This is a genomic window from Frigoribacterium sp. CF331, from assembly GCF_057787905.1.
This window is the reverse complement of sequence record NZ_CM173545.1, coordinates 610,897-629,325: the sequence shown is the minus strand read 5'-3', so window position 1 is coordinate 629,325 and position 18,429 is coordinate 610,897. Positions and strand designations below refer to the sequence as shown.

Sequence of the window (18,429 nt, the reverse complement as noted above, 5' to 3'; positions counted from 1 at the left end):
GGTGACGGCTTTCTCGGAAGGGGAGCGGAGCTCGTCGTCGAGCAGGAACGGGAGGCGCGGGGCGGCCTCGACGCAGAGGCACCGAACCCACCGAACGCGTCGGTATGGTTAGGCTAACCTCACTTAGGGCACCCTGAGCCAGGACGACAGTAGTGCGGCTCGGCATATCCTGTCCAGTGATGAACTCCTCCGCCTCGCCGACGCCCGCGTCGCCCTCGACCGCCGGCGACCCGCGGCTCGAGCGCGTGCTCTTCGTCCACGCCCACCCCGACGACGAGACCATCACCACGGGTGGCACGATCGCCGCCCTGGTCGAGGCGGGGGCGGGCGTCACGGTCGTGACCTGCACGCGCGGCGAGCTGGGCGAGGTGATCCCCGACGACCTCGCGGCCCTCCGAGACGACCAGGCAGCCCTCGCCGTGCACCGCGAGGGCGAGATCGCCGCCGCCATGCGCGACCTCGGCGTCGACGACCACCGGTTCCTGGGTTCGGCGGGCGCGCGCACGACCGGCCTGCCGGAGCGCGCCTACCGCGACAGCGGCATGGTGTGGCGCTCCGACGGCGTCGCCGGGCCCACTCCCGACCTGCACCCCGCGGCGTTCTGCGCCGCCGAGTTCGGCGAGGTCGTCAGCGACCTGTCCGCCGTCGTGCAGTCCGTCCGCCCCACCGCGATCGTCAGCTACGACGAGGACGGCGGCTACCACCACCCCGACCACGTGCGGGCCAACCGGGTCGCCGTGCGCGCCGCGCGCCTCGTCGGCGTGCCCTACTTCGCGATCGTGGCCGGCGCCGAGGCGGCCGAGGGAGCCGAGGCCGAGGCCCTGGCCGACGACGACACCGTGGTCACGATGGACGCCCGCCACGTCGCTCCGCGCAAGCTCGCCGCGTTGCGCGACCACCGCAGCCAGGTCGAGGTGGTCGACCTGCCGGGTGGCCGGGCCGGCATCCGGTTCCCGCACGGTGCCGTCGAGCCCGTCACCCTTCGCGAGTCGTTCCGCTTCGTCCCCGAGCCGCTCGTCGACGAGGGCGCCTCCGAGATGGCGCGCATGACGACGGGCGGCCGCGTCGCGGCCCTCGTGCTGGCCCTCGCCGCGGGGGCGGTGTTCGGCGCGATCGGCACCGTGATGCACCAGTCGACGATCACCGTCGGCGGCGTGCCCCTCTGGTCGGGGCTCGTGCTCGCGCTCCTGATGAGCCTGGCGCTGCTCGCCGGGCTCCGCTCCCTGTTCGGCTCGCGCGCGGTGGCGGGCGTGGCCGCCGTCGGGCTCGTCGGCACGCTCGTCGTGCTCTGGCAGGCCAGCCCGGGGGGATCGGTGCTGCTGCCCGCCAACACGCCCGCCTACGTCTGGCTCGTGGGGGTCGTCGTGGTCGTCACGCTCGTGCTCGGATGGCCGCGCCTGCGGGGCGGCGGCGGAGGGGGCGTGACGCCTCCCGGCGACGCGACCCGCGCCTCCTCGGTCGGGGCGCAGCCGGCAGGCGATAGGCTGGACGCCCTGCCCGACGCGAAGGGAACACCCCAGACGTGACGTACGTGATCGCACTGCCCTGTGTCGATGTCAAAGACCGTGCCTGCATCGACGAATGCCCCGTCGACTGCATCTACGAGGGCGAACGCTCGCTCTACATCCACCCCGACGAATGCGTCGACTGCGGTGCGTGCGAGCCCGTGTGCCCGGTCGAGGCCATCTACTACGAAGACGACCTGCCCGACAAGTGGGCCGAGTACTACAAGGCCAACGTCGAGTTCTTCGACGAGATCGGCTCGCCCGGCGGCGCGGCCAAGGTCGGTGTCATCGCGAAGGACCACCCCGTGATCTCGGCGCTGCCCCCTCAGGGCGCCGGCGCCTAGGTCGACTTCCGTGGCGCTCGACCTGCCCGAGTTCCCCTGGGACGCCCTCGTGCCGTACGCGGCGACCGCCCGGCGTCACCCCGGTGGCATCGTCGACCTCAGCGTCGGCTCGCCGGTCGACCCGACGCCCGACGTGGTCCGCGAGGCCCTGGCCGTCGCGACGGATGCGCACTCGTACCCCCAGGTCGCCGGCACCCCGGCGCTCCGCTCGGCGATCGCCGAGTGGTACGCGCGCCGTCGGGGCGTCGCGGGCCTCGGTGACGAGAACGTCCTGCCGACCATCGGTTCGAAAGAGCTCATCGCGGGCATGGCGCTCTGGCTCGGCATCGGCCCGGGCGACACGGTGGTCTACCCGACGAACGCGTACCCGACCTACGCCCTCGGGGCGGCTCTCGTCGGCGCGACCGCCCTCGCGTCCGACGACCCGGCCGAGTGGCCCGCCTCGACGAAGCTGGTCTGGCTGAACAGCCCGGGCAACCCCGACGGGGCCGTGCTCGGCGTCGAGGCCCTGCGGGCCGCCGTCGCCCGGGCGCGCGAACTCGGCGCCGTGATCGCCGGCGACGAGTGCTACGCCGAACTCGGGTGGACGGGCGACTGGGCCGACCGGCCCACGCCCTGCATCCTCGACCGGCGCGTGGTCGGCGACGATCTCCGGGGCGTCGTCTCGGTCTACTCGCTCAGCAAGCAGTCCAACCTCGCCGGGTACCGCGCGGGCTTCGTGGCCGGCTGCGACCACGTCCTCGGCCAGTTGCTCGCCGTGCGGAAGCACGCCGGCCTCATGCCGCCCGCGCCGGTCCAGCAGGCGATGGTCGTCGCCCTGGCCGACGAGGCGCACGTGGCCGAGCAGAAGCAGCGCTACGCGGTCCGGCGGACGCGCCTCCTGACCGCCCTCGAGGGGGCCGGGTTCCGCATCGACCGCAGCGAGGCCGGGCTCTACCTCTGGGCCACCCGCGACGAGGACGCCTGGTCGACCGTGGCGTGGCTCGCCGACCGCGGGGTGCTCGTCGCTCCGGGGTCGTTCTACGGGCCGGCCGGCGACCGCCACGTGCGCGTCGCCCTCACGACGACCGACGAGCGCGTCGACGCCGCCGTGGAGCGTCTCGGCAGCTGACCGCTAGGCTGATCGGGTGACTGACACTGCCAACGACGCCCAGAAGGCCACGCTGCAGTTCCCGGGGGGAACAGCCGAGTTCCCGATCGTCGCGAGCACCGAGGGTGCCTCGTCGATCGACATCTCGACGTTCACCAAGCAGACCGGTTACACGACCCTCGACACGGGTTTCGTGAACACCTCCAACGCCCGCAGCACGATCACCTACATCGATGGTGACCAGGGCATCCTGCGCTACCGGGGCTACCCGATCGAACAAGTCGCCGCGAACTCGACCTACCTCGAGACCGCCTGGCTGTTGATCTACGGCGAACTGCCCACCCCCGACCAGCTCGCCGACTTCGACGCGCGCATCCGGCGGCACACGCTGCTGCACGAAGACCTGCGACGCTTCTTCGACGCCCTGCCGCACAACGCGCACCCGATGTCGGTGCTCTCGAGCGCGGTCGGCGCCCTGTCGACGTTCTACGAAGACAGCATGAGCGTCCACGACCCCGAGCAGGTCGAGCTGCAGACGGTGCGACTGCTGGCGAAGCTGCCGGTCATCGCCGCCTACGCGCACAAGAAGAGCCTCGGCCAGGCCTTCCTCTACCCGGACAACTCGCTCAGCTTCGTCGACAACTTCCTCAAGCTGAACTTCGGCACGATGGCCGAACCGTACGAAGTGAACCCGGTGCTGTCGAAGGCGCTCGAGCGCCTCCTGATCTTGCACGAGGACCACGAGCAGAACGCCTCGACCTCGACCGTGCGCCTGGTCGGCTCGACCCAGGCCAACATGTTCTCGTCGATCTCGGCCGGCATCAGCGCCCTGTACGGGCCGTTGCACGGCGGGGCCAACGAGGCGGTGCTGAAGATGCTCGCCGAGATCCGCGACAGCGGTCAGGGCGTCGAGCGCTTCGTCGAGCGCGTCAAGAACAAAGAAGCGGGCGTCAAGCTGATGGGCTTCGGTCACCGCGTCTACAAGAACTACGATCCGCGCGCCAAGCTGGTCAAGGAGAGCGCCACCGAGGTGCTCGAGTCGCTCGGCGTGAAGGACGACCTGCTCGACATCGCGATGGAGCTCGAGGGCATCGCCCTCGCCGACGACTACTTCGTCGAGCGCAAGCTCTACCCGAACGTCGACTTCTACACCGGGGTCATCTACAAGGCGATGGGGTTCCCGCCGCGCATGTTCACGGTGCTCTTCGCCATCGGGCGGCTGCCCGGGTGGATCGCCCACTGGCGCGAGATGAACACCGACCCCACGACCAAGATCGGCCGCCCGCAGCAGTTGTACCTGGGCGCCACCGAGCGCGACTGGCCGCAGCGCTAGGCCGTCGGCCCGCCGGGCCGTCCGGCTACGACGCCAGGAGACGGGCACGGCGCCAGGATCACTCCTGGAGTCGTGCCCGTCTTCTGTCGTTCGGGCACCGAGCGGCCTCGGCCTCGGCCGACGGGAGCCGGCCTAGGCGTGCAGCTGCGAGTTCAGGGTGATGCCGTGGCCCTTGCGGGGGAGCACCTCGACGGCACCGGTCAGCGAGTTGCGGCGGAAGAGCAGACCGGGCTGACCGGAGAGCTCGACCGCCTTGACGGTCTGGGGCGAGCCGTCGTTGGTCGGGGTGCCGCCGACGACGACGACCTTGGTGCCGGCCGTGACGTAGAGGCCGGCCTCGACGACGGTGTCGTCGCCGATCGAGATGCCGATGCCGGCGTTCGCGCCGAGCAGGGCGCGGGCACCGATGGTGACGCGCTGGGTGCCGCCGCCGGACAGGGTGCCCATGATCGACGCGCCGCCGCCGATGTCGGACCCGTCACCCACGACGACGCCCTGCGAGATGCGCCCTTCGACCATCGACGAGCCCACCGTGCCCGCGTTGAAGTTGACGAACCCCTCGTGCATGACCGTGGTGCCCGGTGCCAGGTGCGCGCCCAGGCGCACGCGCGACGCGTCGGCGATGCGGACGCGGTCGGGCGACACGTAGTCGAGCATGCGCGGGAACTTGTCGATGCCGGTCGCGACGATGCCCGCACGCTGAAGCGACGGACGCAGCCGCGCGAAGTCGTCGGGGTGCACGGGCCCGGCGTTCGTCCACGTGACGATCGGCAGGTGTCCGAAGAGGCCGTCGAGGTTGATCGAGTTGGGCTTCACGAGCAGGTGGCTGAGCAGGTGCAGGCGCAGGTACGCGTCGGGGGTGGACGCAGGAGGCGCGCTCAGGTCGACCTCGACGGTCACCGGGACGAGCTCGACGGCACGGCGCTCGTCGGGGCCGGCCGCGTCGGCCAGCTCGGCCGGGGCGATCTCGGGGTCGCGGTCGGCGGGCAGCGTGCCGAGCCGGGGGGAGGGGAACCAGGCGTCGAGGGTGGTGCCGTCGTGCGAGACGGTCGCGAGGCCGTACCCGTAGGCGTGGGTCGGGGCGGTGGCGGTGGCGTCGGAGGTCATGGACCGAGCGTATCGGCAGCCGCCGACGACCCGGCTCGGAGGCGACCCGGGCCGTCGGCCCGTAAACTCGCCCGCATGGCACCGATCGACCTCTCCGTCTCGCCCGTCGACGTCACGAGGCAGCTCTGCGACATCCGTTCCGAGTCGGGCGACGAGCGCACGATCGCCGACGAGATCTGGGCCACCCTCGAGGGGTGCGACCACCTCGACCTCTTCCGCGACGGGGACGCGATCGTCGCCCGGACGCAGCTGGGTCGGGCCTCGCGGGTCGTCGTCGCCGGCCACGTCGACACGGTGCCGATCAACGACAACGTGCCCACCCGCCACGAGACCGACGGCGGCGTCGAGTACCTCTGGGGTCGGGGGACCGTCGACATGAAGGCCGGCTGCGCCGTGCACCTGCGGCTCGCGGTCGAGCTGACCGAGCCGAACGTCGACGTGACGTGGGTCTGGTACGACCACGAAGAGGTCTCCGACGCGCTGAACGGCCTGGGGCGGCTCGCCCGCCTGCGGCCCGACCTGCTGGCGGGTGACTTCGCCGTGTTGGGCGAGCCGAGCAACAGCGGGGTCGAGGGCGGTTGCAACGGCAACCTCCGTGCCGAGATCCGCACCTTCGGCGCCCGGTCGCACAGCGCCCGGTCGTGGGTGGGCGACAACGCCATCCACCGGGCCGCACCGATCCTCGACGTCCTGGCCGCCTACGAGGCGCGCGAGGTCGAGGTCGACGGCCTCGTCTACCGCGAGGGCCTCAACGCCGTCGGGATCACCGGCGGCGTGGCCGGCAACGTCATCCCCGACGAGTGCATGGTCCACGTGAACTACCGGTTCGCGCCGAGCCGCAGCGCCGACGAGGCGGTCGCGCACGTGCGCGAGCTCTTCGAGGGCTTCGACGTCACGATCGTCGACCTCGCGCCGGGCGCCCGGCCCGGCCTCGACGCGCCCCTGGCGCAGCAGTTCCTGAAGGCGGTCGGCGGCGAGGCGAAGCCCAAGTACGGCTGGACGGACGTCGCCCGCTTCTCGGCGCTGGGTGTCCCGGCCGTCAACTACGGGCCCGGCGACCCGATGCTCGCCCACCACGACGACGAGCGGGTGCCCGTGCAGCAGATCCTCGAGAACGAGCGCGGACTGCGGGCGTGGCTGACGGCCTGACCGTCGACGAGGTGGGTCGCGCCTCCTCGTCCCCGCCGCCTCGTCGCGACCCACGACGCCCGACGTCGTGGTCGTGGCGGCTGATGCTGCGCTACCGGCTGACGCCCTGGTGGGCCAGGGTGCTGGTCGTCTTCGCGCTGTCGCGGGTGTTCAGCACGGTGGCGCTGCTGACCTTCGCGGGTGCGCAGCAGGCGAACGCCTGGACGCTCGCCGGCCCCGACTACGGCAGCTTCGCCACCATCTGGGACGGCCACTGGTACTACATCATCGCCGTGGTCGGGTACCCGAGCGACCTGCCGGTGACGGCCGACGGCCACGTGGGCGAGAACGCCTGGGCGTTCATGCCCGCCTACCCGTTCGTCGTCCGCGGTCTCATGGCCCTGACGGGGCTGCCGTTCGCCACCCTGGCGGTCGTCGTGTCGGTCGCCTGCGCGGCCGCCACCGCGCTGGTCTTCTACCGTCTGATGCGCCACTCGCTGTCGGAGTCGACCTCGCTCTTCGCCGTCGTGCTGTTCTGCGTCGCCCCGCTCTCGCCCCTGCTGCAGGTGGCCTACGCCGAGTCCATGTTCCTGCTGCTGCTGTGCGCGAGCCTGCTGATGCTCGTCCGACGGCAGTACCTGGCGATGCTGCCCGTCGTGCTCGTGATGTCGTTCACCCGACCCGGGGCGCTGCCCCTGGCCCTGGCGATCGGACTGCACGGACTGCTGCGCTGGTGGCACCGGTACGACGACCCCTTCCCGACGCGCGAGCGCGTGCGGGTGGCGGTCTCGGCCGGCGCCACGGCCGTCCTCGGCGTCGCCTGGCTCGTGGTCGCCGGGGCCGTGACGGGCGTGCCGGGGGCCTACACCGAGACCGAGCTCGCCTGGCGGGCGCCGTACATCGGCTACGGGCCGCTCGTGCCCTTCACCCCGTGGGTCGACGGGGCGAACTGGTGGTTTCCGGGTGGTTCCGGCATCGCCCTGCTCGCCGTGGCCGTGCTCGCCTTCGCCGCCCTGATCCTCTCGCCCTGGGCACGTCGGACCAGCGTCGACCTGCGGCTGTGGGGGGTCGCCTACGCGCTCTACCTGCTCGCCGTGTTCTTCCCGCAGTCCAGCACCTGGCGGCTCCTGATGCCGTTGTTCCCCCTGCTGGGCGTGCTCGCGGTGCCGCGGTCGAAGGTCTACCGGGCCCTGGTCGTGGCGGCCTTCCTGGCGGGCCAGTGGGTGTGGCTCTACTACTGCTGGTGGGTGAACGGGTACGACTGGACGCCACCGTGATCGGCGGTCGGGGGCGGTCGTTTAGGTCGAGGGCAAGAAATCACGGATAATAGGACCAGCAACTCGCGAAAGGGGACTATCTGATGGCAGCCATGAAGCCGAGGACCGGCGACGGGCCTATGGAGGCCGTTAAGGAGGGTCGTCTCATCATCGTGCGTGTCCCGCTCGAGGGTGGGGGGCGCCTCGTGGTGTCGGTCAACGACGACGAAGCCAAAGAGTTGCACGACGCCCTCGCCGGCGTCGTGAACGCCTAGTCGGCCACCTCCTTAACAACCCCGGACGCCCCGCCCGTCGCACCTGCGACGGGCGGGGCGTCCGTGCGTCCGGGCCCGCGAGGGGCGTCCGGCGCAGACGCCGGAACGGCGCTCAGCGCTTGACGAGCGAGAGCAGGCCGTCGCCGGCGGTCGAGAGCGAACTGATCACGGCGGGTGACGTCGAAACCTCGGTGAGCAACGTCCGGAACCCCGTCGTCGTGGGGTCGCGGACGGCCGGGTTGGCCACCTTGCCGTGCCAGAGCGCATGGGCGACGAGCACGATGCCCCCGGGGCGGGCCAGCCTCAGGCCGTGTTCGACGTACTCGATGACCGACCCGGGGTCGGCGTCCACGAAGACGATGTCGTACGAGTTCTCGTTCATCCGCGGCAGCACGTCGGTGGCGCGGCCGGCGATGAGGCGGAACCGACCGGCCGGCACGCCCGCCCGCAGGTAGGCGTCGCGAGCGGCCTGCTGGTGCTCGATCTCACGGTCGATGGTCGTCAGGACGGCCCCGGGTGCGCCGGACAGCAGCCAGAGGCCGCTGACGCCCAGGCCCGTGCCGACCTCGATGATCGACGTCGCGTTCGAGGCGGCCGCCACGACGGCCAGCTGGGCACCGACCGCCGACGAGACGGCCTCGACCCCGACCTCGAGCGAGTGCTGTCGAGCTTCGGCGATGGCGTCGCTCTCGGTGACGAGTTCTTCCGCGAACTTCCAACTTGACTCTATCTGCGACACACCCACTCCTCGAAAGGCCAACTCTAGGGGGTTCCCCGAGTCGTCACCGGTTAGTCTGCATGCGTGTCCATGTTCGGTCTGACGTTCGACAAGCTGCTCATCATCGGTGTGCTCGCGGTCTTCCTGCTCGGGCCCGAACGCCTGCCCGGTTACGCCTCGAAGCTCGCCCAGCTCGTCCGCACGGTGCGCGACATGGCCGACGGGGCGAAGACCCGCATGCGCGACGAGATGGGCCCCGAGTTCGACGACGTCGAGTGGCAGAAGCTCGACCCCCGCCAGTACGACCCGCGTCGCATCATCCGTGACGCGTTGCTCGACGGGCCCGACGGTGCTCCGAAGCCCTCGGCTCCGAGCATGGCGACCGCCGGTGCCGCGGCCGCGGCGGTGTCCGCGGGGTTGCCCGGCGGCCGGTCGTCGGGGTCGGTCGTGCCCCTCGCCGTGGGCGAGGTGCCGCCGTACGACTCCGAGGCGACCTGACCCGGTAGAGGGACGACACGACCCGGTGACGGGGCGACCCGACCCGGTCGCGTGGGCGCGCCTCCTGACGGTGGCGGGAACGCGCGGCGAGGTGGCGTCCGCTCAGACGCCGCCGTGGACGGCCGCGACGCGTGAGGCCTCGGCTCGCAGGGCGTCGACCACCCGGCGGACCGACGGGCGCTCGGCCCGGTCGCGTCGCAGCAGGGCCGACACCCACCGCACGGCCCGGATGCTCTCGAGGGGGATGAGCACCATGTCGTCGCGGGCGTCCCTGGCCGTGAAGCGGGGCAGCACGGCGATGCCGAGACCGGCCCCGACGAGCGACTCCGTCACCTTGGTGTCGCTGAAGCGCTGGGCGACCCGCACGGGGCTGCCGGTCACGCGCTCGATCTCGCGGTAGACCCACTCGAACGGGAAGTCGTGCGGCACGCCGATCCAGTTCTCGCCCTCGAGATCGCCGGGCGCCAGCGAGGCGCGTCCGGCGAGGCGGTGGTCGGCCGGCAGCGCGATGTCGAGGGGCTCGGTGAGCAGCGGCACCGTGACGAGGCCTCGACCCGGCCAGGGCTTGTCGTCGGACGAGTGCGCGATCACGACGTCGTGGTCGGCGGCCAGTTCGGGGAACTCGCGGATCGACGGGTCGTGGTCGCTCGCGACGACGACGAGGCCCGGCGTCTCGGCCACCGTCCGCAGCAGGCCGGGCAGCAGCATCTGCCCGCCGGTGGGGAAGGTCGCGAGGGTGACCTCGCCCTGGGGGGTCGCCACGAAGTCGTCCCAGACGGCCTGGGCGCGCTCGAGGGCCACCGCCACGTCGGTCGCCGTCTGCGCGAGCACGCGACCCGAACCCGTGAGCACGATGCCGCGGCCGACGCGTTCGGTGAGGGCGACCCCGGCCTCGCGCTCGAGCACCTTCAACTGCTGCGAGACGGCACTCGGGGTGCGGTGCGTGGCCCGCGCGACGGCGGCCACGCTGCCGCGTTCGGCGAGCTCCCTGAGCAGTTCGAGGCGCTTGACATCCATGTAGCAAAACTACTCTGTTTCGGTAGAAACGTGAGATTGATCTAACGCTTCGTCGGGCGCATCATTGAAGAGTCCCCGGAGCGCGCCGTAGCGCTCCCGAGCTCCGGTCGACCTGGTCCCGGGCTCGGTGGCGAATCCCATCACACCACGCAGAACCGCGCGTCCACCCGCGCCAGAAAAGAGTGCATCATGCTCACCGGAATCATCGTCCTCGTCATCGCCGCCGTCGTCGGCATCGCCGGCTCGCTCGTCTCGGTCGCCCGTGACGGCTTCCGGGCCATCCCGACCAAGACCTACAACCGCTGGTCGTAGTCGACTCCGCGTCGGCCGGCTCGTCTCCCTCCTGAGCGAGCCACCGTCGCGTGTGCCGCCCCTGTGCTGGGGTGCGGCACGAGCACGTCAGGGCCCTCCGGGCCGGACGCTGTGACGAAAGGGCACCTCGCCGCGCGAGGTGCCCTTTCTGCACGTCCGGACCCGGCGCCCACGGTCAGGCGGCAGCGAGCCGGGTCAACTGACGCTGAGCCCCAGCTTGCGGCCGGCCAGGCCCCGGGCCCGGACGGCCAGGCTGCCCGCCAGCGCGTCGATCGCGGCCGCCGCGGGGTCGCCGGGGGACGCGACGACGACGGGCACGCCGTCGTCTCCGCCCTGCCGCAGACCCAGGCTGAGCGGCAGGCTCGCGAGCAGCGGCACCTCGGCCTCCTGCCCCGCCGACAGGCGTCGAGCCGTCTCGGCACCGCCACCCGAGCCGAAGAGCTCGAGGACGCTGCCGTCCGCCTGCGGCAGTCCCGCCATGTTCTCGACGACGCCGAGCAGGCGCTGGCCGGTCTGCCGGGCCACGAGGCCGCTGCGTTCGGCGACGTCGGCGGCGGCGGGCTGGGGCGTCGTGACCACGAGCACCTCGGCGTGCGGCAGCAGCTGCCCCACCGAGATGGCGACGTCGCCCGTGCCGGGCGGCAGGTCGAGCAGCAGCACGTCGAGGTCGCCGAAGTACACGTCGGTCAAGAACTGCTGGATCGTCCGGTGCAGCATCGGCCCCCGCCAGGCGACCGCCGTCGAGGCGTCCTCGACGAACATGCCGATCGAGATGACCTTCACGCCGTGCGCGACCGGGGGCAGGATCATGTCGTCGACCCGCGTCGGCTTGACCGAGGCGCCGTCCGGGCCGACGAGACCGAGCAGCCCGGGGATGCTGAAGCCGTAGACGTCGGCGTCGACGATGCCGACGGCGAGGCCGCGGGCCGCCAGCGCGACGGCGAGGTTCGCGGTGACGGTGGACTTGCCGACACCCCCCTTGCCGCTGGTCACGGCGTAGACCCGGGTCAACGTCTCGGGGCCGAACTGCATGCCCCGGGCGGCCCGCCCGGCCCGCAGCTTCTCGGTGAGGGCGTGCCGCTCGTCCTTGGTCATCACCGTCACGTCGACGGTGACGTCCGTGACGCCCGGCACCGAGGCGGTCGCCTCGCGGACGTCGCGCTCGATGGTGTCGGCGGCGGGGCAGCCCACGATCGTGAGCTTGACGCCCACCGTGGCCGCGCCTCCCGGGCCGACGACGACGTCGCCGATCATGTCGAGCTCGGTGACGGGCTTGCGGATCTCGGGGTCGAGCACGCGACCGAGCGCGCGACGCACGTCGTCGGACGTCGGGGCGGACGGGCGGTCGGGCGTGACCGGCTCAGCCACGGTGGCCGTCGTGCCGGGCGTCACGCCGTGCGGACGACGAGGAGGCGCGGGCCGGCTCGGCGGCGGAGCCGTCGTCGTCGTCGCGTCGGTCGAGCTCGTCGAGCAGCGACCGCAGCTCGGCTCGGATGAAGTCCTTGCTGGCCATGTCGCGGATGGCGATGCGGAGGGCGACGACCTCGCGGGCGAGGTACTCGGTGTCGGCGAGGTTGCGCTCTGCCCGCTGGCGGTCCTGTTCGAACTGCACGCGGTCGCGGTCGTCCTGACGGTTCTGCGCGAGCAGGATGAGCGGGGCGGCGTAGGACGCCTGCAGGGACAGGATCAGCGTCAGCGCGGTGAAGCCGATGGCGGCGCTGTCGAACCGGATGCCCTCGGGGGCGACCGTGTTGTAGATCATCCAGACGACGCAGAAGAGGGTCAGCGCGATCAGGAAGTACGGGGTGCCCATGCCGCGGGCGATCGACTCGGTGGCGCGGCCGAACCGGTCGCTGCTCACGCGCTTGCGTCCGGGCAGCACCCGGGTGCGCAGGCCCTTCGGGGCGTCGAGGCGGACGTCGTTGCGGTTATCGCGTGCCATCGTCGCTCCTCGTGGCCTGGCCGATCGCGGGGCGGCGGGCGCGACCACGTGATCGGGTGGCGGTCAGCGGCTGGTCGGGGTCTTGACTGCGCCAGTCGTCCGGCAGCACGTGGTCGAGGACGTCGTCGATCGTGACCACCCCGACCAGTCGGTGGGCGGAGTCGACCACGGGCACCGAGACGAGGTTGTAGGTGGCCATGACCCGGGTCACCTCGAGGGCCGTCGCGTCGACGCGCACCGGTTCGGTCGTCTGGTCGAGGATCGTGCCGAGGCGTTCGTTGGGCGGGTAGCGGAGCATCCGCTGGAAGTGCACCATGCCCAGGAACCTGCCGGTGGGGGGTTCGTAGGGCGGCAGGACGACGCAGACGGCGGCACCAAGGGCCGGGGCCAGCTCGTGGCGGCGGATCAACGCGAGCCCTTCGGCCACGGTCGCGTCGGCCGACACGATGACCGGTTCGGTCGTCATCAGGCCGCCGGCCGTGTCGGAGTCGTAGCTGAGCAGCATGCGCACGTCGTCGGCCTCGTCGGGCTCCATCAGCGTCAGCAGCTGTTCGGTGCGCTCGTCGGGCAGCTGGGCGATGAGGTCCGCGGCGTCGTCGGGCTGCATCTGGTCGAGGACGCTCGCGGCCCGGTGGTCGTCGAGGCCGGTGAAGATCTCGACCTGCTCGGCCTCGGGCAGTTCTTCGAGCACGTCGGCGAGGCGGTCGTCCGACAGCTCGCCGGCCACCTCGAGCCGTCGCTCGGGCGTCAGGTCGAGCAGCGTGTTCGCGAGGTCGGCGGGCACCAGATCGGAGTACGCCGCGATGAGGTGCTCGGCGCTCTGCGACTCGCCCGGGCCCGACTCTTCGACGACGTCGTCCCACGCGGCGAACGCCGTCGGTGCCTTGACGAACGGTGACGGTGACGCCTTCGGCTTGCGCAGGAAGAGCTGGCCGACCTCCCAGTCGCCCTCGCTCACCTCGTCGATCGCGACGTCCTCGATGGTCGCGTGACCGCCGCCGTGCCGGAACGACACCCGGCGGCCGAGCAGGTCGGCGATGACCCTGGTCTCGCCGCCCCGTTGTTCGAAGCGACGCAACGTGATGACCCCGTTGGTGATGATCTGACCCGAGCCGATGCTCGTCACGCGGCCGATGCCGACGAAGACGCGTCGCTTGCCGGGGACCTCGACGACGAGGCCCACCACGCGGGGTGCGCCCGAGCGGCGGTAGACCACGAGCACGTCGCGGACCTTGCCGACCTTGTCGCCGGCGGGGTCGAAGACGGAGCAACCGGCCAGCCGGGCGACGAAGACTCTGGTTGCACTCACGCGTCCAATTTAGTCGCTCGCACCGCCGCCGCCGTCGGGGGCTCGGCGGGGGCACCGTGTTTAATGGCCTGATGACGAACCCGGGCCCCGTGGGGCGACGTCCGCCGCTGGTGCCCACCCTGCCGCGGGGCGACGTCCTCGGCACCTACGACACGTATCCCGACGCCCAGCGCGTGGTCGACCGTCTGTCGCAGGCCGAGTTCCCGATCAAGCGCCTGGCCATCATCGGCAACGACCTCAAGACCGTCGAGCGGGTCACCGGACGGTTGAGCTACGGCCGTGCCGCGCTGGCGGGCGCCGTCACGGGCCTGTGGCTCGGCGTCTTCTTCGGACTCGTCATGCTCGTCTTCGCGACCGAGACCGCCACCGCGGCGACGGTCGGCGCGGCCGCCCTGCTCGGTGCGGGCTTCGGCATGCTCTACGGCATCGTCAGCTTCGCGATCACCCGACGTCGTCGGGACTTCACCTCGACCCACCAGGTCCTCGCCTCGAACTACCAGATCGTGGTCGACCCCGAGGTCTCCGGTCAGGCGCGCGAGATCCTCGCCCGTCCCGAGACCTCGCGCCGCTGACGTACCCTGGTGTCGACATGGCACGCCACGACCCCACCACGACGGCCACCCGCGCCGAGCGCTTCGCGCGGGGCTGGCTGACGGCCGGGGCGTCCACGGTCGTCGCGGCCTTCTCGCACGTGGCCGGTGGCGGCATGCAGCCGGGCCTGCTGGGGGTCGTCCTCGCGCTCGCCGTGGCCGTGCCGGTCTCGATCGCCCTGGCGGGCGTGCACCTCTCGACCGTGCGGCTCGCGGTCGCGGTCGCCCTCAGCCAGGTCGCGTTCCACCTGCTCTTCTCCCTCGGGGCGTCGGACGTCGGCGGGGCCTCGGCCTCGGGCGGCCACCACACCGCACTCGTGGTCTCGGCTGCCGCCGACGGGGCGGCGTCGGGCGGCGTCGCGCCGGGCATGGTGATGGGCGGTCCGGCGATGTGGCTGGCCCACGCCCTGGCCGCGGTCGTCACGATCGTCGCGCTGCGGCGGGGCGAAGGCGCCGCGTGGGGCCTCGTCCGACTGGCCGTCCGCGGGCTGACCGTGGCGCGCCTCCTGATCACCGGGCAGCGCCCGGACTCCACGGTCGTCCGCCGCGCGCCCCGCCCCACGGGCGTCCTCGCGCGCCCACCGGGGCGACGACACCTCACGGCCCTGCCCCGTCGCGGCCCGCCCTGCCCTGCCTGACACCCACCCCGTCGACTCCCGTCGACGTCCCACCCGTCGAGCGCACGTCGCGCCGTCGGGCCCCTCGTCATGCACCGCAGACCGATCGCCTCGGCGATCCGAAGGACCAGAACCGTGAACCACCGCACCCTTTCCGCATCCACCACCACCCGACGACCGACCGCCGTCGTCGCCCGGTCGGCCGCCGCCCTCGGAGCCGCCGCGCTCCTCGCCCTGGCCGCGCCCCTCGCGGCGTCGGCCCATGTCCACGTCGAGCCCGGCCAGGCCGACGCCGGCTCGTACGCCACGCTCACCTTCAAGGTGCCGAACGAGTCGGCGACCGCCGGCACCGTCGGCGTCGTCGTCGACCTGCCCACCGACACCCCGTTCACGTCGGTGTCGTACCAGCCGACGCCGGGCTGGACGACCGAGGTGACCACGAGCACGCTGCCCGAGCCGGTCGAGCTCGACGGCACGACGATCACCGAGGCGCCCACGCAGGTGACCTGGACGGCCGAGGGCGACACGCAGATCGCTCCCGGGCAGTTCCAGCAGTTCGTCGTGTCGGCCGGAGCCGTGCCCGACACCGGGTCGATCGCGCTGCCCACCCACCAGCGGTACTCGGACGGCACCGTCGTCGACTGGGCCGACGCGACGCCGGCCTCCGGCGAGGAGCCGGAGCACCCGGCGCCCACGCTGTACGTGAACGACGCCCCGCCGACCGACGAGCACGCCGGCCACTCCTCGGACGACGACGCGACGACCGCCGGGGTCAGCACGTCGGACGACTCGGCGTCCGGTGCGGGCGACGGCACCGTCGGTCCGCTCTCGATCGGCCTCGGCATCGGCGGTCTCGCCCTCGGCGCCCTCGCCCTCGTGGTCTCGGTCGTGGCGCTGACCCGTCGGCCCCAGGCGACGGCGACCGGCGGCACGAGCCGTGGCGGGGTGGACGCGTGACGGCCGCGCGCCGGCGGGCACCGCGCCTCCTCGGGGTCCTCGCGGTGGTCGGGCTCGGCGCGGCGACCGCGGCACTCGCCCTGGCGCCCGCGGGGTCGGCCTCGGCCCACGACTACGTGGTGAGCAGCAGCCCCTCCGCCGGGTCGACCGTCGACGCGGCACCGGCGACGGTGTCCATCACCTTCAACGACGTCATCCTCGACCTCTCGGGCACCGGCAGCTCGAACGTGCTCGAGGTGACCGACGCCTCGGGTCTGCACTACGAGGACGGCTGCTCGACCACGTCGGGTCCGACCCTGACGACCGGCGTCGCGCTCGGTGCCGCCGGCGACTACACGATGACCTACCAGGCGGTCTCGGCCGACGGTCACACCGTGTCGGACGCCGTCCCGTTCACCTACGCCCCCGCGGCGGGCGCGACCGAGGCATCCGGTTCTCCGACCCGCCCCGCGTGCGACGGCACGGCAGGCTCGGGAGGCGCGGGTGGCGCCACCGAGGCACCCACCGCCGACGAGACCGACGCGGCCTCGCCGTCGGCGTCGCCCGAGCCCGAGATGACGACCCTGGCCGCCCCGGGTGACGACTCCGGGGCGACGTCCGCCGCCGCGCCCGAGTCGGGCTCGGTGAACGCCGGTCTCGTCATCGGCATCGCCGTCGCCATCGTCGTGCTGGCCGCGGCCGGCGTCGCGATCGCGATCGTCACGGGACGCCGACGGGACGCCTCGCCCGCCGAGGACGAGTCCGACGCCGACACCGACACCGACACCGACGAGGCGTCACGGTCGGGCGGCTCGACCGGCCGACCGTGACGCCGGTCGGCTGATCGCGTCGGACACGGACCGAGGGCCCCGGGTGCGTCGCACCCGGGGCCCTCGCTCGTCTCCGGTCAGTCGCGCGAGATCCACGCCTCGACGTCGGCGACCGAGCGCGGGATGCCGACCGAGAGGTTCTCGGCCCCGTCGGCGGTGACCAGGATGTCGTCCTCGATGCGGACGCCGATGCCCCGGAACTCCTCGGGCACGGTCAGGTCGTCGGGCTGGAAGTACAGGCCCGGTTCGATCGTGAACACCATGCCGGGCTCGAGCACCCCGTCGAGGTAGAGGTCGCGGCGGGCGGCGGCGCAGTCGTGCACGTCGATGCCGAGGTGGTGGCTCGTGCCGTGGACCATGTAGCGACGGTGGTACTGGTGGTCGGGCTGCAGCGACTCGTCGGCCGAGACCGGCAGGAAGCCCCACTCGGCCGTGCGCTCGGCGATGACCTTCATGGCCGTCGCGTGGATCTCGCGGAAGGCGATGCCCGGGCGGACGATCGCGAACGCGGCGTCGGCCGCCTCGAGCACGGCCTCGTAGACGAGGCGCTGCACGTCGGTGAACCGCCCCGACACCGGGAGCGTGCGGGTGATGTCGGCCGTGTACAGGCTGTCGAGCTCGATGCCCGCGTCGATCAGGATGAGGTCGCCGTCACGGACGACGCCGTCGTTGCGCGTCCAGTGCAGGACGCAGGCGTGCTCGCCCGAGGCCGCGATGGTGTCGTAGCCGACCGTGTTGCCGTCGGCCCGGGCACGGCGGTTGAACGTGCCCTCGACGAGGCGTTCGCCGCGCGGGTGGGCGACGATGTCGTCGAAGTCGGCGATCACGTCGGTGAAGCCCTTGCCGGTGACCGTGACGGCCTCGCGCATCTGGGCGACCTCGTAGGCGTCCTTGACGAGTCGGAGCTCGCTCAGGTCGCGGGCGAGGTCGGCCGACGTCGCGCGCGCGGGGGAGCCCTCGGCGTCGGCACCCTCGGCGTCGCCGGTGGACGCGGTGACGGGGGACCGTTCGGCGGCGGCCTCGACCACGGCGTCGAGGCGGCGGGTCAGGTCGGGGTCGGCGTCACGGACGACGAGGGTCTCGGCGTCGGTCGTGCTGACGACGGCCTCGAAGTCGGCGAGGTCGCGGGTCGCGAGGCCCAGGTCGGCGGCGACCTGGGTGAGCGAGGGGCGGGCACCGATCCAGAACTCGCCGATCTCGGGGTTGGCGTAGAACTCGTCGGAGTCACGCCCGGCGCTCGCGCGCAGGTAGAGGGTGGCCTCGTGACCGTCGGCGGTGGGCTCGAGCACGAGCACCGAGCCGGGCACCGTGTCGGAGCCCCAGCCGGTCAGGTGCGAGAAGGCCGAGTGGGCGCGGAAGGGGTAGTCGCAGTCGTTCGAGCGGACCTTCGCCGAACCGGCCGGCACGACGAGACGGGTGCCGGGGTGCAGCGCCGACAGGCGGGCGCGACGGTCGGCGGCGAAGGGCGCCTGTTCGCGCGGCTCGGGCAGCACGTCGGGGCGGTCGGCCCACTGCGACGAGATGTAGTCCTTGAACGTGTCCGACCCGGGGGTGGTGGAGCGGTTGGTGGTCGCGCGCGGCGCCTTCTGATCAGCCATGCCCCCATTGTCCCGCTGAACGGG

Annotated in this window: 20 protein-coding genes; 13 read left to right on the top strand and 7 right to left on the bottom strand. The window is 72.4% G+C overall.

Going from position 1 to position 18,429, the window contains the following annotated elements; translation table 11 throughout:
* Positions 1–179 precede the first annotated feature (179 nt).
* Genes AC3CCI_RS02900 through AC3CCI_RS02885 form a run of 4 tightly spaced genes read left to right on the top strand, consistent with a single transcriptional unit; the run spans position 180 to position 4,272 of the window.
* Positions 180–1,526, top strand: a complete 1,347-nt coding sequence (locus AC3CCI_RS02900) for a PIG-L family deacetylase (RefSeq protein ID WP_488628044.1) — start codon at positions 180–182, stop codon at positions 1,524–1,526.
* The gene (gene fdxA / locus AC3CCI_RS02895) at positions 1,523–1,849 is read left to right on the top strand and encodes a ferredoxin (RefSeq protein ID WP_043595461.1); all 327 of its coding nucleotides are present in this window, start codon (positions 1,523–1,525) and stop codon (positions 1,847–1,849) included. The genes AC3CCI_RS02900 and fdxA overlap by 4 nt, the downstream gene beginning before the upstream one ends.
* 10 nt (positions 1,850–1,859) lie before the next feature.
* Complete coding sequence (gene dapC, locus AC3CCI_RS02890) at positions 1,860–2,960, top strand: succinyldiaminopimelate transaminase (protein ID WP_354593540.1); 1,101 nt, start codon at positions 1,860–1,862, stop codon at positions 2,958–2,960.
* Positions 2,961–2,976: 16 nt separating this feature from the next.
* Positions 2,977–4,272: a citrate synthase gene (locus AC3CCI_RS02885; protein WP_082486828.1), complete on the top strand. Its 1,296-nt coding sequence runs from the start codon at positions 2,977–2,979 to the stop codon at positions 4,270–4,272.
* A 132-nt stretch (positions 4,273–4,404) separates the two neighbouring features.
* On the opposite strand, the gene dapD is transcribed toward AC3CCI_RS02885, so the two are convergent.
* The gene (dapD, locus tag AC3CCI_RS02880; RefSeq protein WP_354593539.1) at positions 4,405–5,379 is read right to left on the bottom strand and encodes a 2,3,4,5-tetrahydropyridine-2,6-dicarboxylate N-succinyltransferase; all 975 of its coding nucleotides are present in this window, start codon (positions 5,377–5,379) and stop codon (positions 4,405–4,407) included.
* A 75-nt stretch (positions 5,380–5,454) separates the two neighbouring features.
* Between dapD and dapE the strand changes: the two genes are divergently transcribed.
* From dapE to AC3CCI_RS02865, 3 genes are all read left to right on the top strand, one after another.
* On the top strand, positions 5,455–6,528 hold the full coding sequence (gene dapE / locus AC3CCI_RS02875; RefSeq protein ID WP_354593538.1) for a succinyl-diaminopimelate desuccinylase: 1,074 nt from the start codon (positions 5,455–5,457) through the stop codon (positions 6,526–6,528).
* Entirely contained in the window at positions 6,513–7,784 is a 1,272-nt protein-coding gene (locus AC3CCI_RS02870; protein WP_354593537.1) for a hypothetical protein, read from the top strand. Before dapE ends, AC3CCI_RS02870 begins: the two co-directional genes overlap by 16 nt.
* An 83-nt stretch (positions 7,785–7,867) precedes the next feature.
* On the top strand, positions 7,868–8,038 hold the full coding sequence (locus tag AC3CCI_RS02865; protein ID WP_082486829.1) for a DUF3117 domain-containing protein: 171 nt from the start codon (positions 7,868–7,870) through the stop codon (positions 8,036–8,038).
* 112 nt (positions 8,039–8,150) lie between these two features.
* On the opposite strand, the gene AC3CCI_RS02860 is transcribed toward AC3CCI_RS02865, so the two are convergent.
* Positions 8,151–8,777 carry an O-methyltransferase gene (locus tag AC3CCI_RS02860; RefSeq protein ID WP_488628043.1) on the bottom strand — a complete coding sequence of 209 codons (627 nt, stop codon included), beginning with the start codon at positions 8,775–8,777 and terminating at the stop codon, positions 8,151–8,153.
* Between the two features lie 69 nt (positions 8,778–8,846).
* Between AC3CCI_RS02860 and AC3CCI_RS02855 the strand changes: the two genes are divergently transcribed.
* The gene (locus AC3CCI_RS02855; RefSeq protein WP_354593819.1) at positions 8,847–9,254 is read left to right on the top strand and encodes a twin-arginine translocase TatA/TatE family subunit; all 408 of its coding nucleotides are present in this window, start codon (positions 8,847–8,849) and stop codon (positions 9,252–9,254) included.
* A gap of 102 nt (positions 9,255–9,356) precedes the next feature.
* Here AC3CCI_RS02855 and AC3CCI_RS02850 read toward each other — a convergent pair whose 3' ends face one another.
* Positions 9,357–10,271, bottom strand: a complete 915-nt coding sequence (locus tag AC3CCI_RS02850) for a LysR family transcriptional regulator (protein ID WP_354593535.1) — start codon at positions 10,269–10,271, stop codon at positions 9,357–9,359.
* A gap of 189 nt (positions 10,272–10,460) precedes the next feature.
* Here AC3CCI_RS02850 and AC3CCI_RS02845 point away from each other — a divergent pair, with 189 nt between their 5' ends.
* Positions 10,461–10,583: a hypothetical protein gene (locus tag AC3CCI_RS02845; RefSeq protein WP_255349746.1), complete on the top strand. Its 123-nt coding sequence runs from the start codon at positions 10,461–10,463 to the stop codon at positions 10,581–10,583.
* 195 nt (positions 10,584–10,778) lie between these two features.
* Here AC3CCI_RS02845 and AC3CCI_RS02840 read toward each other — a convergent pair whose 3' ends face one another.
* Genes AC3CCI_RS02840 through AC3CCI_RS02830 form a run of 3 tightly spaced genes read right to left on the bottom strand, consistent with a single transcriptional unit; the run spans position 10,779 to position 13,834 of the window.
* Entirely contained in the window at positions 10,779–11,951 is a 1,173-nt protein-coding gene (locus tag AC3CCI_RS02840; protein ID WP_488628042.1) for a P-loop NTPase, read from the bottom strand.
* Positions 11,944–12,525 (bottom strand): DUF1003 domain-containing protein, encoded by a 582-nt coding sequence (locus tag AC3CCI_RS02835; RefSeq protein WP_488628041.1) that lies wholly within the window; start codon positions 12,523–12,525, stop codon positions 11,944–11,946. Before AC3CCI_RS02835 ends, AC3CCI_RS02840 begins: the two co-directional genes overlap by 8 nt.
* Positions 12,512–13,834 (bottom strand): magnesium transporter MgtE N-terminal domain-containing protein, encoded by a 1,323-nt coding sequence (locus AC3CCI_RS02830; RefSeq protein ID WP_488628040.1) that lies wholly within the window; start codon positions 13,832–13,834, stop codon positions 12,512–12,514. Before AC3CCI_RS02830 ends, AC3CCI_RS02835 begins: the two co-directional genes overlap by 14 nt.
* A gap of 71 nt (positions 13,835–13,905) precedes the next feature.
* On the opposite strand from AC3CCI_RS02830, the gene AC3CCI_RS02825 reads away from it, so the two are divergent.
* The 4 genes from AC3CCI_RS02825 to AC3CCI_RS02810 all read left to right on the top strand — a co-directional run bounded on the left by AC3CCI_RS02825 (position 13,906) and on the right by AC3CCI_RS02810 (position 16,807).
* Positions 13,906–14,406 carry a YflT domain-containing protein gene (locus AC3CCI_RS02825; protein WP_354593531.1) on the top strand — a complete coding sequence of 167 codons (501 nt, stop codon included), beginning with the start codon at positions 13,906–13,908 and terminating at the stop codon, positions 14,404–14,406.
* Positions 14,407–14,423: 17 nt separating this feature from the next.
* On the top strand, positions 14,424–15,062 hold the full coding sequence (locus AC3CCI_RS02820; RefSeq protein ID WP_354593530.1) for a hypothetical protein: 639 nt from the start codon (positions 14,424–14,426) through the stop codon (positions 15,060–15,062).
* 114 nt (positions 15,063–15,176) lie between these two features.
* On the top strand, positions 15,177–15,998 hold the full coding sequence (locus AC3CCI_RS02815; RefSeq protein ID WP_488628039.1) for a YcnI family copper-binding membrane protein: 822 nt from the start codon (positions 15,177–15,179) through the stop codon (positions 15,996–15,998).
* The gene (locus AC3CCI_RS02810; protein WP_488628038.1) at positions 15,995–16,807 is read left to right on the top strand and encodes a copper resistance CopC family protein; all 813 of its coding nucleotides are present in this window, start codon (positions 15,995–15,997) and stop codon (positions 16,805–16,807) included. The genes AC3CCI_RS02815 and AC3CCI_RS02810 overlap by 4 nt, the downstream gene beginning before the upstream one ends.
* 77 nt (positions 16,808–16,884) lie before the next feature.
* Here AC3CCI_RS02810 and AC3CCI_RS02805 read toward each other — a convergent pair whose 3' ends face one another.
* The gene (locus AC3CCI_RS02805; RefSeq protein WP_354593528.1) at positions 16,885–18,405 is read right to left on the bottom strand and encodes an aminopeptidase P family protein; all 1,521 of its coding nucleotides are present in this window, start codon (positions 18,403–18,405) and stop codon (positions 16,885–16,887) included.
* Positions 18,406–18,429 lie beyond the last annotated feature (24 nt).

Excerpts from the sequence above, each read along its gene's own strand:
- AC3CCI_RS02900 (WP_488628044.1), top strand. The coding sequence starts at position 180 with ATGAACTCCTCCGCCTCGCCGACGCCCGCGTCGCCCTCGACCGCCGGC.
- dapD (WP_354593539.1), bottom strand. The coding sequence starts at position 5,379 with ATGACCTCCGACGCCACCGCCACCGCCCCGACCCACGCCTACGGGTAC.
- dapE (WP_354593538.1), top strand. The coding sequence starts at position 5,455 with ATGGCACCGATCGACCTCTCCGTCTCGCCCGTCGACGTCACGAGGCAG.
- AC3CCI_RS02865 (WP_082486829.1), top strand. The coding sequence starts at position 7,868 with ATGGCAGCCATGAAGCCGAGGACCGGCGACGGGCCTATGGAGGCCGTT.
- AC3CCI_RS02855 (WP_354593819.1), top strand. The coding sequence starts at position 8,847 with ATGTTCGGTCTGACGTTCGACAAGCTGCTCATCATCGGTGTGCTCGCG.
- AC3CCI_RS02850 (WP_354593535.1), bottom strand. The coding sequence starts at position 10,271 with ATGGATGTCAAGCGCCTCGAACTGCTCAGGGAGCTCGCCGAACGCGGC.
- AC3CCI_RS02845 (WP_255349746.1), top strand. The coding sequence starts at position 10,461 with ATGCTCACCGGAATCATCGTCCTCGTCATCGCCGCCGTCGTCGGCATC.
- AC3CCI_RS02835 (WP_488628041.1), bottom strand. The coding sequence starts at position 12,525 with ATGGCACGCGATAACCGCAACGACGTCCGCCTCGACGCCCCGAAGGGC.
- AC3CCI_RS02825 (WP_354593531.1), top strand. The coding sequence starts at position 13,906 with ATGACGAACCCGGGCCCCGTGGGGCGACGTCCGCCGCTGGTGCCCACC.
- AC3CCI_RS02820 (WP_354593530.1), top strand. The coding sequence starts at position 14,424 with ATGGCACGCCACGACCCCACCACGACGGCCACCCGCGCCGAGCGCTTC.
- AC3CCI_RS02805 (WP_354593528.1), bottom strand. The coding sequence starts at position 18,405 with ATGGCTGATCAGAAGGCGCCGCGCGCGACCACCAACCGCTCCACCACC.